This window comes from Kitasatospora dryopteridis, assembly GCF_050749075.1.
In the GTDB taxonomy this organism is placed as follows: Bacteria; Actinomycetota; Actinomycetes; order Streptomycetales; family Streptomycetaceae; genus Kitasatospora.
Window position 1 is genome coordinate 7,813,530 of the sequence record NZ_CP192749.1, and the last position, 12,628, is coordinate 7,826,157.

Below are 12,628 nucleotides of genomic sequence, written 5' to 3' on the forward strand. Positions count from 1 at the left end.
CGCGACACCCGCACCCGGACTGCGCAGTTCTCCCCCGGCCTTCGGCCGGGAGGTACCCCACGCGCCCCTCGCAGGCGCTCTCGGGACGCACCCCGGGCCGCCTACCATCGCCGCATGGTCGCCTTCCTGCTCGCCGCCGTTCTGCTGGCCCTGTTCGTCATCGGTGCGGCACGCGACCTGCGCCGGCTCGGCAACGCCGTCCTGCTCGGCCTCGCCGTGGCCGCCGTCGCGGCGGGCCTGCTGGGCGAACTCGACCGGCTCCCGCCGGGTGCGGCGCGCGCGGCCGCCGACGCGCTGCCGGCCGCAGCCGTTCTCGCCGTCATGGCGGTCGCCGTCCTCCTGGTCGGCAACGGGCTGGTGATGCTCCGCCGGGAGGGCGGCCGCCCGGTGAACCTGCTCCCGCTGCTGGCGGGCCTCGCCGGCCTCGCCCTGACCGGCCTGCTGTGGACGGCCGCCCGGATCGACTCGAAGCCGCTGCACGCCGCCGCCGCGGCCGCCCTGCTGGTCGCCGGCTACCTGGCCTTCCTGCTGCTGTGCTTCCTCGGGTACTCCGCCCTGTACGGCCGGCTCCCTCCGCCCCGGGACGTGGACTTCGTGCTCGCCCTGGGCGCCGGGCTGGACGAGGGGGACCGGGTGTCGCCGCTGCTCGCCGCCCGGCTCGACCTCGCGCTGGCGCTGTGCACGGCGCAGGCCGAGCACGGACCGCCGCCCGTCCTCGTGGTCTCCGGCGGCAAGGGCGGCGACGAGCAGCTCTCCGAGGCCGAGGCGATGGCCCGGTACGCCGCGGAGCAGGGCCACCCGGCCGATGCGGTGCTGCGCGAGGACCGCTCCCGCAACACCGAGGAGAACCTTCGGTTCAGCAACCTGCTGATGCGCGAGCAGCGGCCGGAGTACCGCTGCACCGTCGTCACCAGCAACTTCCATGTGCTGCGGACCGCCCTCGCGGCCCGGCACGCGGGCGTGCCGGGCCGGGTCGTGGGCGCACCGACGGCCGGCTGGTACTGGCCGGGCGCCGTGCTCCGCGAGTTCGGCGCGCTGCTGCTCGCCTACCCGCGCACCAACGCCGGCGCCGTCCTGCTGCTCGTCCTCCTCGGCAGCACCGCCGGTTGGCGGCCCTGACGGCCCGTTCCCGGGGCCGGGTCGACTCCACCCGGTACGGGCCGTTTCCGTCGTTTGTGCCCGATTGGTTCGTCCTGCCTCTTGACCCTCCGCCAGATGCCACGGAACCCTGAACCACCTTTGGCTCATTTCATTCCACGCGCATCGAACGGAAGCCATGCCAAGAACCACCACCCTCCGTGCTGCCGCCGCCGTGGCAGCGGGCCTGACGGCCCTGGCGACCGGCGCGCCGGCCCTCGCCGTCGGCTCGGACACCTACACCGTGTCCGTCCACCAGACCCTCCCCGTCACCGCCGCCGGTTTCGGCGAGCACGAGAAGACCTGCGCCGGGATCAGCGCGTCCAAGGACGGCTGGCACTTCGTGCTCCCCGGCAGCAGCACGGACTTCGTCAAGCTGACGGTCGCCTTCGACAACGGGGCGCCGGTGGTCGTGACCGCGTTCGGACCGCCCTCGGACAAGCACGCCTACGTGGCGTCCGCGCCCGGCGCGAAGCTGACTTCGGCGGTGGCGCAGGTCAAGGGCGGCGAGGTGAAGTGGTTCAACCTCTCGCACACCTGCCCGGCCACCACCACTCCGTCGAGCCCGGCGCCCAGCACCTCGGCCTCCTCGAGCACCTCGCCGAAGCCGTCCACCTCGGCCTCGCCCAGCCCGTCGGGGTCGCAGTCCACGTCGGGCTCGCCGAGCCCCTCGGGCTCGCAGTCGACGTCCACCTCCGCGAGCCCGTCGAGCGGATCCCCGAGCGCTCCCTCGACCGGCTCGTCGTCGGCCTCCGTCGGACCGTCCTCGGCGTCGCCGACCGGGTCGGGCCCCGGCAGCCTCGCGTCCACCGGCGCGAACGTGGTCCTCCCCGTGCTCGCCGGCCTGGGCCTCGTCGCCGCGGGCGGCGTGCTGGTGATGCGCCGCAAGTCCCCCCGGCACTGACACCGCGGCCGATTCAGGGGTGCGGGGAACTGCTCGCGCAGCGCCCCGCACCCCCGGGGTCCGCTCAGGCGCCGAGGGCGGCCTTGACCGAGTCGGCGAGCGGGGTGGTGGGGCGGCCGATGAGGGTGGACAGCACGCCGCGGTCGCGGTCCAGCTCGCCGCGGAGGATCGCCGCGTCGACGTCGACCAGCACGGCCGCGAAGCCCGCGGGCAGCCCGGCACCGACCAGGGCGTCCAGGTGCTGCGCCGGTGCGACGTGCTGGTACGCCACCGGGCGGCCGGACTGCGCGGCGAGCTCGGCCGCGTACTCGCCGAGGTTCCAGGCGGTGTCGCCGCTGAGCTCGTAGGCGCGGTTCTCGTGGCCGGCGCCGGTGAGGACGGCGACTGCGGCGGCCGCGTAGTCGGCGCGGGCGGCCGTTGCGATCCGGCCCTCGCCGCTGCTGCCGAGCACCGTGCCGCGCTCCACGGCGCGGGCCGCGCCGGCCGTGTAGTTCTCGGTGTACCAGCCGTTGCGCAGGAAGGTGTAGGGCAGGCCGGAGGCGAGGATCGCGGCCTCGGTGGCCTTGTGTTCGGCGGCCAGGTCGAAGGTCGCCTCGTCGCCGCCCAGCACGCCCGTGTAGACCAGGCGGGCCACGCCGGCCGCGGCGGCGGCATCGACGACGGCGGTGTGCTGCGCGATCCGCGAGCCGACCTCGCTGCCGGAGACCAGCAGCACGGTCTCGCCGGCCCGGAAGGCGCCCGCGAGGGTCTCCGGGCGGCTGTAGTCCGCCTCGCGGACCTCGACGCCGTGGGCTGCCCAGGCCGCGGCCTTCTCCGGCGAACGGACGGCCACGGCCAGCTCCTGTGCGGGCACCCGCTCCAGCAGCCCTTCCACGACCAGGCGGCCGAGCTGTCCGGTGGCTCCGGTGACGACGATCATGATGCGCTCCCTCGGGATGGTTTCGACTTCAACCATCACCGTAGGCGTGGCGCTAACTATTCGGAAGTACCCACCTTGAAGTACGGTACTTACATGAAGGTAAGTGTCCAGGCCGACGCCGCCCCCGCAGCCCTCACCGGCAACGTGACCGACCGGATGTGCCCCTCCCGCGGCATCCTGGAGCACGTCACCAGCCGCTGGGGCGTCCTGGTGCTGATCGCCCTGCGCGAGCGCGGCCACCGCTTCAGCGAGCTCCGCCGAGCGGTGGCCGGGGTGAGCGAGAAGATGCTCGCGCAGACCCTGCAGACCCTGGAGCGGGACGGCTTCGTGCACCGCGAGGCGCACCCGGTCATCCCGCCGCGGGTCGACTACAGCCTCACCCCGCTCGGCGAGGAGGCCGCCGAACTCGTCGGCGGCCTCGGTCACTGGGTGGAGCGCGCCCTGCCGGCCGTCGACGCGGCCCGTCGCGCCTACGACAGCCGCCGGCCTCAGGGGCCGAAGACGCCGACCTCGTACAGCGAGTAGCCCCAGCCGGTGCCGCGCTTGACCCCGTGCACCCGCACCCAGCGGGCGGCGGCCGGGTCGAACAGCGCGGTGTCCAGCCCGCCGTTGCCGGCGGCCGTGGACCACACCGTCCGCCAGCTGCTGCCGTCGGACGACACCTCGATCCGGTACTCCCTCGCGTAGGCCCGCTCCCAGTCGAGCGTCACCCGGTCGACCGTGCGCACCGAACCGAGGTCCACCTGGAACCACTGGTCGTCGCTCCACCCGCTGGCCCAGCGGGTGCCGCGGTCCCCGTCGACGGCCCGGTCCGGACGGTAGCTGGTGAACAGCGCCCACTCCGAGGAGCTGGCGCCGGCGGACCGGCCCGCGGCCAGGTTCGTCCCCGCGGTGTGCCGCTCGGTGGCCCGCCAGGTGCCCAGGTAGGACTCGGCGCCCTTCATCAGGTCGTCCACCACGTCCTGGCCGCCGCTGAGCCGCATCTGCTCGATCCAGTCCGGGACGAGGCCGTTGTGCGCCAGGCCGTCCTTGTTGAGGTCCCACGTCCGCTCGCCGGTGACCTGGCGGTCGATCACCGACTGCCCGTCGGCGCTCCGGAACGGGTACCGCACCGCATTGGGCGCACTCTCGCCGACCGGGGCAGGCCAGCCGCCGACGCCGTTCATGTCGGTGCCGTAGCCGTAGCCGACGTGGAACGCGTCACGCAGCGCCCGGGTGCGCCGCGCCTCGCCGACGAACCCCTCGGCCGAGTGCGCGTACTGGGCGGCGAACCCGCCGAGCCGGTACAGCCGCTCCGTCCACTGCTGGTCCATCCAGCTGTGGCTGGAGATCACACCCGGGTACCCCTCGGACTCCAGGAGCTCGAACGACCGGTCCGCCGCCTTGACGCTCATGTGGTCCATTTCCAGCATCATGTGGCGCTTCATCATGCCGCGGACGGCGTACTCGCCGAGCCGGGTCAGACCACGGGTGTTGCACTGGGCGTCCGAGGCGTACGACGGGATGCGCACGCCCTCGGGCAGCAGCGACGCCGCCTGCGCGGTGGGCAGCCCGATCGGGTTGTCGTGCTGCGGGCCCGCGCACTTCTCGGTCTTCCAGAACGTCCCCGTCGACAGGAACTGGCCCGCGTTCACCGCCACACCGATGGTGCCCTCGTCGAACCGCACCCCGCACAGCGCGTTGTCGAACTTGTGGCACAGGAACATGCTGCGCACACCGATCTTGTACAGCTCGTCCAGCCCCCGGTCGATGTCGCCCTCGTTGCACTGCGCGATGTCGAGGATCTGCTTGCAGCCGAACGGCTCCGAGGTCTCCACGCCCAGGACGACGGCCAGCTTGCCCTGCGCCACCACGTTCCGCGCCTGGGCCGCATCGGTGACGATCCGGAACCAGCCCTTGCCGGCGCCGCCGTACATCCGGTCGACGTAGTCCTGCAGCTCGTACGTTCGCTGCGCCTGCAGCCTGATGGACGTCATCTCGTCACAACTGCGGTCCTTGAACGGGTAGATCGAGCACAGCAGGCCGTTGGTGACGAGGTCGTTCACCAGGACGCGCTGGCCGCCGCGCCAGGCCCGCTCGACCCAGGCGTAGTAGTTCTGCTGGTGGCTCAGCGAGTCGTGGGCCGGCCAGTCGCGGAAGGTGGGCCAGCCGACCGGGTCGTGGTGGCCGTCGGCGCCGCCGGTGACGTTCTCGAACAGCGCCAGCGCGCCGTCGGGGTAGTGCTCCGGACAGTCCTTGAGCGCATCGGCGGCCCCCTTCTCGGAGAAGGTCGCACCGCAGATGATGCGCCCGCCGAAGCCCTCGTTGGACATCAGGTGGTTGTGCGCGTCCACGAACCCGCGGACCTTGCCGTTCGCATCCGTGCCGCTGAACGGCGCGCCCGTGACATTGATCTGCGAGTCGGGCGCCGGCCGGGCGGACGGCTCCCACCAGCTGTCCGCGGCCCGGGCCGTGGGGCCCGGCACGACACCGAGCACGGTGGCGGCCAGGGCGAGGAGTACGGACCACAGGGAGATGGCGACGCGTCTGCCGCTGGTGTTCCTGGTCATGATCACACCTCTGCTCGTCGGGTGGCGGGGGAGTGGAGCTGTGCACGACATCCGGATCACCTGAGAATCGCGAGCGGCTGAGGATGCGTCAAGGCTTCGGACCGAATCCGCTACTGGCCGGTATCCGGTCACTCCACCCTCCATGCCGGACACCCGGGGCACGGCCCGGCGGCATCGAGCCGGGATCCACCGCTCGGTGCCCGGTCATGGACGCCCCTTTCGGCCAACCCCCGTTCCGGCCGGGTGGGCGGCGACACGGCGGGCGGATCGGGCTGCGCTCCGCCGCCCGCGGCATGCGGTGGCGGACGATCGGGGGCGGGACGTGCGAGGGCGAGGCGAGGCGATGGCGCAGCATCCGGTGATCGGCTATCTGGTCTGGGCGGCGGTGTTCGGAGCGGTCTTCGCATGGGAGGGGATCGCCCTGGTGAAGGGCGGGGCGGAGGCGGGCTTCCCCACCCTCAGTGACGCCACGCGGGCGGTCATGCGGTACCCGGTGGCCAGGTGGGCGCTGTTCGCGCTGTGGCTGTGGTTCGGCTGGCACACCTTCGTCCGCGGCTGGCACTTCCTGCTCCGGGACGGGGCGTGACACCGGCGGTGGGGGCGCAGCCGGCCCCGCTGCTGTCCGTGCCGGTGACGGTCGGCATCATGCTGGGCGGCTACCTGCTGCTGATGGGGTACCTGGCCCTCGCCCTGCGGGTCATGCGCCGACGGCCGGACGCCCCGCCCGCAGAGCGCCGGGGGTGGCCGGGCCTGGTCCGGAAGGTCGTGGGCACGGCCGTCGGCGGATACCTGCTGCTGATGGCCGTGGTCGTCGGCTACTACCAGGGCGTGGCCCGGGCCGCCGGCCCGTTCCTGGCGAGCGCCTTCACCGGCTGCGCCCTGCTGGTCGGCATCTCCCTGCCGGTCTTCCTCGGAGCCTCCTGGCTGGAGGAACGGTGGCACAGGCGCCGGTCCGGGCGTGATTCCGAGGGCTGAGGCGCGGCTACCGTGGGCTCCCATGACCGGCGAACAGCGACACGATCAGGCAACCGCGTCCCACCGCACCGCCGGAGGCGACCCGGCGGACGACGAGGTGCGGCGCGCGAGCGAACGCGGTTGGACGAGTGCCCGCCTCGGCGAGGACGTGCAGTTCGGCGTGGTGGAGGGCGGCCCGGTCGGATACCGCCGTGAGACGGGCAGCGCGGTGGAGCACGTCACGGTCGCCGACGGGGACGGCATCCTCGGCTACCTGGGGGCGTGCGACGCGGACGGCGCCGCCGGATGGCAGGTGCGCCCCGCCGGGGGCGACACCGCCTACAACGCCGGTGTGGCCCGGACCCTGAAGCCGCGTGAGGCGAAGGCCGGCGCACTGCCACCCAGGGCGTGTCTTCAAAGGCCATGGGTGCACCACAAGGGGCGCGGGGAACTGTGCAATCCGGATGCGGGCCACCGTACACATCACGGCTCGGCCCGTGCTGTCGTGACACCCACCCCCGGATTGCGCAGTTCTCCCCCGGCCTTCGGCCGGGAGGCCCCACGCGCCCCTGAAGTGACCACCCAAGCACCTTTGAAGACAGCTCCCAGCCCGCCCCGGCCGTCCGCCGCGGCTCCTGACCGTCGGCCCGGCTGTCCGACGGGCCGGTCAGAAGCGGACGTGGGTGTAGCCGAGGACCCAGCCGAGGGCCTGGGCGGCTCCGTGGGCGAAGTCCTGCTCCTCGGTGCTGCGGCCTTCGGCGCGGGCTGCGGCCAGGGCTGCGCGTTCCTCGGCCATCAGCCGGGATTCGTCCACCGGGGGGCCGGAACGGGCGGGGTCCGCTGCCGCGACCACGGGGCGGAGGGCGGCCGCGGGGCTGGTCGGCGGGGGACAGGGGTGGCCGAGCGCCCAGCGGTAGGCCGCGGCGGCACCCCGCCCGCCGGGGCCTATCGTCTCGTCGCGGGACCGCAGCACCAGCCAGTCCAGGGCTTCTCGGACCTGTTCGGCCGGCCGGACACCGACCATCGCCACTGTGGCGGAGTCACCGATCATCCGCTCACCGTAACCGGGCAACCCCGTCGGTGGCGCGGGGAACTGCGCAGTCCGGGGGGAGGGCACCCGACGCCGTCGGCCGCCCGACTGCGCGGGCGGCAGGGCGGCCGCAGGATGGAGCTGAACCCATCGGGAGGCCGTGGTGATCCAGAGTGCTGATGTCCGCGAGTGGCGCGAGCACGACGTGGTGGACGAGGACGGGAAGAAGATCGGCACCATGGAGTCGGTGTACGTGGACACCGCCACGGACGAGCCGTCCTTCGCCACGGTGAGGGTCGGGCTGCCGACGCGGCACCGGCTGGTGTTCGTGCCGCTGGAGGGTGCCACGCTGGGGCCCGGCTACGTGAAGGTCGCGTTCCCGAAGACGCAGGTGAAGGACGCTCCGGCGATCGACATCGACGGGGTCCTGACCGCGGAGCGGGAGCCGGACGTGTTTGCCCACTACCAGCTGGCGTACACGCAGGGGGCGGGCGGCGAGCGCCGGCTGGCCCGCCGCTGACCGGGACGACAGGAGGTAGGGCGCCATGGCATGGGTTCTGCTGCTGGTGATCGTGGCGATCGTGCTCGGCATCGTCGGAGCGGTCGCCGAAGGACTGTTCTACCTGCTGGTGATCGGAGTGCTGGTCTTCCTGCTCGCCCTGGCCCTGGGTACGGCCCGGGCGCGGCGGGCCGGCCGGAGGCCCACCCGCTGACCCGGCCCGGCGGCCGGGGCCCGCTCAGTACGCCGGGGCGGCCGGCGGGCCCGTACAGAGCGACGCGCGCAGCGCGACCTCCAGCTCGAAGCGGGCGTCGGGACCGCCGAGCGACTCCCCGAACAGCTCCTGCACCCGGTGCAGTCGCTGCCGCGCGGTCTGCGGGTGGATGCCGAGCCGCGCCGCGACCTCGGGCGCGGTGCCGTGGTCGGTCTGCAGCCAGGCCAGCAGGGTGGCCGCCAAGCGGTGGTTCTGTTTGTCGGTGAGGCCTTCCAGCGGTGCCAGTCGGCGTTCGGCGATCAGCCGCACCAGCGGGGGGTCGACGAGCAGCAGCAGGTCGGCCAGCCGGTCGCGGCAGTCCACCGGTTCGGGCGGCGGGCCGGGCAGCCGGTCGCGCACCATCCGCGCCCAGCGCAGTGACTCGGCAGCCTCGGTGAGCGGAACCGGCGGGCCGATCACCGCGCCGCGGTCGCGCAGCGCCTCCTGGACCTGGCCGTCCCGCAGGTAGAGGTCGGGTTCGGGGACGAGCAGGTGCGGTTCGGGCCGGTCCAGGTCGGCCAGTACCGGATCGGGCAGCCGGGGCAGCCGGGGGCGGCCGGCGGCCGGCGGGTCCAGTGCCACGCAGGCGACCCGCTCCGGCAGGGCCCAGTCGGCGGCGGCCGCGGCCTGCCGGATCTCCTCGCCGGTCGCCCCGGACAGCAGCGTGACCAGCAGGTGGAGCCGGGAACGGCTGAGCACCCCGGCCCGGTCGGCGCGCGCCTCCACGTACCCCTGCACGCTGGCGGCGGCGATCTCGTCGATGTGCGCGAACAGGGCCTCCGCCAGCGAGACCAGCGGTTCCGGGCCGAGGCCGCAGCGGCGGGCGACCCGGGCGTAGCGCCGCCAGGCGACCCGGGCGCCGAGGCGGTAGGCGGCCTGCAAGGCGTCCAGGCTGCGCCCCTCGGTGAGCTCGCCGCGGCCGAGCGAGCGGTAGACCCTCAGCCGTTCGGCGCCGAGGCCGCCGGCCCCCTCGACCCGGTCGGCGAACTCCTCGAGCGCGGTCTCCACCCCGTGCTGGATTCCGGCCCCGAATTGTCCGGCAAGCGGGCGGGAGAATTCCGGGATGCTCGCCCTGATCTCCCTGATGATCTCGAGGGCGAGGCTCTTGCCCTCGGCTCTCAGTTCTGTGGAGAAATTGCGCGGAATAGCATCCCAGGGTCTTGTCACGGGGTGGAGTATGCGGCGGGGTTACCGGCGAGTCAATAGGCCCGGGGTGTCCTTGTTGCCTGTCACACACGGCTGGTGACGGTGCATCGCTCGCGCGGATGACATGTTCTGCGGTGGGGCGGGGCAATCAATGGCATTCGCCGAAGGATTTCCCCCCGGGCGGCACCCGGTCTGTTGACGGCCCATCGGGCCGTCCTTAGCTTCGGTTTCGGTCCGGAGGTCAGGGAATTCCGGAGTGAATCGGAAGGTGTGGAATATGAGAACGAAGCGTGTGCGGACCCTCGCCGTGGTGGCGCTCGCCGCGGCGGGCCTGCTGGCCGGCGTCGGGCAGCCGGCCGCGGCGGCCACCCCGTACCCGGTCGAGTACCACTTCGCCGCCGGGTTCCTGAAGGGCTTCGCCGACCCGGACGCGTCGCCGGCCGGGTCGAACGACTGGAGCTGCCGGCCGGGGGCCGCGCACCCGAACCCCGTCGTCCTGGTGCACGGCACCCTCGAGACGATGAACGACTACTGGGCCGGCGCCTCGCCGCTGCTCGCCAATGCCGGGTACTGCGTCTTCGCGTTCAACTACGGCGGCGCCGAGGGCTCCCCCGCCCGGGGCACCGAGGGGATCGCGGGCTCTGCACGGCAGCTGGCCGGGTTCGTCGACCGGGTCCGTGCCGCGACCGGCGCCGCCGAGGTCGACCTGGTCGGGCACTCCCAGGGCGGCGGCCTGCTGCCGCGGTACTACCTGAAGAACCTCGGCGGCGCCGCCAAGGTGGGCAAGCTGGTCGGCATCGCGCCCAACAACCTGGGCACCACCCTGGACGGCATCACCGAACTCGGCCGGCAGCTCCACGTCCTGGAGCCGGCCAACGAGTTCCTGAGCACGTTCTGCGCGGCCTGTGTGGAGCAGGAGGTCGGCTCGCCGTTCCTGGCCGAGCTCAACGCCGGCGGCACGACCGTTCCCGGCGTCGACTACACGGTGATCGCCACCCGCTTCGACGAGGTGGTCACCCCGTACACCAACGCCTTCCTGCCCGAGGGGCCGCACGTCACCAACATCACCGTGCAGGACCAGTGCCTGCTGGACGCCACCGACCACCTGGAGATCGGCTACGACCCGATCGCGCTGACGGACGTGCTCAACGCGCTGGACCCGGCGCACCCGCGGCCGGTCCCGTGCCAGATCGTGCTCCCGATCACCGGCCCGGTCGTCTGACCCTCCCGTGACCCCGCCCGGTGCGGCGCTCTCCCGCCGCACCGGGCGGCCGTGCACGCCGTCAGACCTTGACCGCGTCCGTCCGTGGCGCGGGCCGGGGGGCGGGCACCGACAGCGGGTGGGCGCGCTGCACGGCGTTCAGCAGCGGGCCGGTCATCACGGTGGTGACGATCGCCATGATCACCATGACGGTGAACAGGCGCTGGTCGATGACCCGCAGTTCGAGGCCCACATTGAGGATGATCAGCTCGGTCAGGCCGCGGGCGTTCATCAGGACGCCGAGTGTCAGCGACTCGCCGCGGTCGAACCCGGTGAGCCGGGCGGAGGCCGTGGCGCCGACGAACTTGCCGGCGCAGGCGACCACCAGGACGAGGGCCAGTTCCGCGGCGCCGCGGGTGCCGAGCCCGGTGAGGTCCACCGACAGCCCGGTCAGGGTGAAGAACACCGGCAGCAGCAGCGAGCCGGTCTGGTCGATCCGCTCCGGCACGTACGGGGCGAGCCGCTCCAGCTCGCCCCGCGGCACGGCCGCGCCGAAGGCGAAGGCGCCGAGCACCGCGTGCAGGCCGATCACCGAGGTGAACCAGGCGCTCACCAGCAGACCGCCCATCAGCAGCGGGAAGGCGGCGGCGGCCCGCGCGTCGGCCCGGCCGCCCGGAGCCAGCAGGCGCAGCAGCAGCGGCCGCACCGCGTAGCGCAGCACCAGCACGAAGGCCGCGGACAGGGCCGAGTTCACCAGCAGGGAGTGCGACTCGCCGGCGGTCACCGCGGCGACGATCACCGCGAGCAGTGCCCAGGCCAGGGCGTCCTGGATGGAGGCGCAGGTCAGGGCGATGCCGCCGAGGCGGTCGCGCTGCATGCCGCGGTCGGCGATGATCCGCGCGAGGACCGGGAAGGCCGTGATCGACATCGCCGCGCCGAGGAAGAGCGCGGGCGCCAGGGCGGTGGTGGAGCGCAGGAAACCGTGGTCGTACCAGGGGAAGAACAGGAAGCCGAGGCCGGTGCCGAGGGCGAGCGGCAGCGCCACCGAGCTCAGCGACACGGCGGTGATCTGCCGGCCGCGGCCGCGCAGGTGGTCGGCCTCCAGCCGGTAGCCGATGCCGAACATGAAGAGCACGAGCCCGAGTTGGGCCAGCACGTGGAGGAACGGCCGGACCTCCTTCGGGAAGAGCACGGCGGTGGGGTTGCCGGGCAGCAGTCCGAGCAGGCTGGGGCCGAGGGCCAGGCCCGCCACGATCTCGCCCACCACGGGGGGCTGCCGCAGCCGGCGGGCGAGGCGGCCGAAGACATGGGCGGCCCCGAGGACCAGGGCCACGTCGACGAAGACGACGGCGGTGGTGCTCTCGAGGCCGGGCGGCGAGGCCATGGCATGGATTCCCTTCGTCATGGGGCCGGCGCGGGCCGGCCGGCAGCGGTACTGGCGGTGGGTCAGCGGGCGCGCCGGCGTCCGCGGTAGGCGGAGGCCGCGGCCCGGTCGGTGCACTGGTCGCAGCAGAAGCGGCGGTTCCCCGGCCTCGTCCGGTCGACGAACACGCAGCTGCACGGGGCGGCCGCGCAGCTGCCGAGGCGCTGGACGCCGTGTTCGGCGACGTACGCCGCGAGGGCGCCGGGCAGGCGGGCGGCGAGGGCGGGGTAGCCGCGCCGGTCGGCGCCCCAGTCGAGCCGGAGCGGGCCCTCGCCGTCGGTCGGCAGCTGCGGTACCGCGTTGCTCTCGCGCAGCAGGCCGTTCAGCAGCCGGGCCGCGCCGGCGGTCGACCCGGCCGCGAACACGCCGCGCAGCCGGTCGCGGAGCAGCCGCAGCGACGGCAGGTCGTCGGGGGAGGTGTCGGCGGCGAGCGCGGGCTCGCCGAGGTCGGCGAAGGTGCGCCGCAGGTGGTCCAGGCCGTCCAGCCGGTCGGCCGGCTCGGCGAGCGGGCAGGCGCTGTTGACCAGGGCCACGGCGAGGTCGAGGTCGTCCCCGGGCCGGGCGGTGCTCACGGCCGCCCCTGGGCGGTACCTCCTCCACCGGGGCGGCGGCC

The 12,628-nt window shown here is 73.7% G+C and carries 14 protein-coding genes; 8 read left to right on the plus strand and 6 right to left on the minus strand.

What is annotated here, in order from left to right; all coding sequences use genetic code 11:
* Positions 1-114 precede the first annotated feature (114 nt).
* Positions 115-1,119, plus strand: a complete 1,005-nt coding sequence (locus ACQ614_RS35650) for a YdcF family protein (RefSeq protein WP_431683262.1) — start codon at positions 115-117, stop codon at positions 1,117-1,119.
* 157 nt (positions 1,120-1,276) lie between these two features.
* Positions 1,277-2,041 carry an LPXTG cell wall anchor domain-containing protein gene (locus ACQ614_RS35655; protein WP_431683263.1) on the plus strand — a complete coding sequence of 255 codons (765 nt, stop codon included), beginning with the start codon at positions 1,277-1,279 and terminating at the stop codon, positions 2,039-2,041.
* 64 nt (positions 2,042-2,105) lie between these two features.
* Here ACQ614_RS35655 and ACQ614_RS35660 read toward each other — a convergent pair whose 3' ends face one another.
* Positions 2,106-2,963, minus strand: a complete 858-nt coding sequence (locus tag ACQ614_RS35660; RefSeq protein ID WP_431684110.1) for an NAD(P)H-binding protein — start codon at positions 2,961-2,963, stop codon at positions 2,106-2,108.
* A gap of 90 nt (positions 2,964-3,053) precedes the next feature.
* Between ACQ614_RS35660 and ACQ614_RS35665 the strand changes: the two genes are divergently transcribed.
* Entirely contained in the window at positions 3,054-3,485 is a 432-nt protein-coding gene (locus ACQ614_RS35665) for a winged helix-turn-helix transcriptional regulator (protein ID WP_431683264.1), read from the plus strand.
* Here ACQ614_RS35665 and ACQ614_RS35670 read toward each other — a convergent pair.
* Complete coding sequence (locus ACQ614_RS35670) at positions 3,449-5,509, minus strand: discoidin domain-containing protein (protein ID WP_431683265.1); 2,061 nt, start codon at positions 5,507-5,509, stop codon at positions 3,449-3,451. The two genes, ACQ614_RS35665 and ACQ614_RS35670, sit on opposite strands and share 37 nt — an antisense overlap.
* A 343-nt stretch (positions 5,510-5,852) precedes the next feature.
* Between ACQ614_RS35670 and ACQ614_RS35675 the strand changes: the two genes are divergently transcribed.
* The gene (locus ACQ614_RS35675) at positions 5,853-6,095 is read left to right on the plus strand and encodes a DUF6186 family protein (RefSeq protein WP_431683266.1); all 243 of its coding nucleotides are present in this window, start codon (positions 5,853-5,855) and stop codon (positions 6,093-6,095) included.
* A complete protein-coding gene (locus ACQ614_RS35680; RefSeq protein WP_431683267.1) occupies positions 6,092-6,484 on the plus strand; it encodes a DUF6256 family protein in 393 nt (130 codons plus the stop codon). Before ACQ614_RS35675 ends, ACQ614_RS35680 begins: the two co-directional genes overlap by 4 nt.
* 646 nt (positions 6,485-7,130) lie before the next feature.
* On the opposite strand, the gene ACQ614_RS35685 is transcribed toward ACQ614_RS35680, so the two are convergent.
* The gene (locus ACQ614_RS35685; protein WP_431683268.1) at positions 7,131-7,514 is read right to left on the minus strand and encodes a hypothetical protein; all 384 of its coding nucleotides are present in this window, start codon (positions 7,512-7,514) and stop codon (positions 7,131-7,133) included.
* 142 nt (positions 7,515-7,656) lie between these two features.
* Between ACQ614_RS35685 and ACQ614_RS35690 the strand changes: the two genes are divergently transcribed.
* Together ACQ614_RS35690 and ACQ614_RS35695 are read left to right on the plus strand one after the other, a co-directional pair.
* Positions 7,657-8,013 (plus strand): PRC-barrel domain-containing protein, encoded by a 357-nt coding sequence (locus ACQ614_RS35690; RefSeq protein WP_431683269.1) that lies wholly within the window; start codon positions 7,657-7,659, stop codon positions 8,011-8,013.
* A 25-nt stretch (positions 8,014-8,038) separates the two neighbouring features.
* Positions 8,039-8,206: a hypothetical protein gene (locus tag ACQ614_RS35695; RefSeq protein WP_431683270.1), complete on the plus strand. Its 168-nt coding sequence runs from the start codon at positions 8,039-8,041 to the stop codon at positions 8,204-8,206.
* A 24-nt stretch (positions 8,207-8,230) separates the two neighbouring features.
* On the opposite strand, the gene ACQ614_RS35700 is transcribed toward ACQ614_RS35695, so the two are convergent.
* Positions 8,231-9,253: a helix-turn-helix domain-containing protein gene (locus tag ACQ614_RS35700; protein ID WP_431683271.1), complete on the minus strand. Its 1,023-nt coding sequence runs from the start codon at positions 9,251-9,253 to the stop codon at positions 8,231-8,233.
* A gap of 415 nt (positions 9,254-9,668) precedes the next feature.
* Here ACQ614_RS35700 and ACQ614_RS35705 point away from each other — a divergent pair, with 415 nt between their 5' ends.
* Entirely contained in the window at positions 9,669-10,613 is a 945-nt protein-coding gene (locus tag ACQ614_RS35705) for an esterase/lipase family protein (RefSeq protein WP_431683272.1), read from the plus strand.
* Between the two features lie 61 nt (positions 10,614-10,674).
* On the opposite strand, the gene ACQ614_RS35710 is transcribed toward ACQ614_RS35705, so the two are convergent.
* Positions 10,675-11,976 (minus strand): cation:proton antiporter, encoded by a 1,302-nt coding sequence (locus ACQ614_RS35710; RefSeq protein ID WP_431683273.1) that lies wholly within the window; start codon positions 11,974-11,976, stop codon positions 10,675-10,677.
* Between the two features lie 62 nt (positions 11,977-12,038).
* On the minus strand, positions 12,039-12,587 hold the full coding sequence (locus ACQ614_RS35715; RefSeq protein ID WP_431683274.1) for an ABATE domain-containing protein: 549 nt from the start codon (positions 12,585-12,587) through the stop codon (positions 12,039-12,041).
* Positions 12,588-12,628 lie beyond the last annotated feature (41 nt).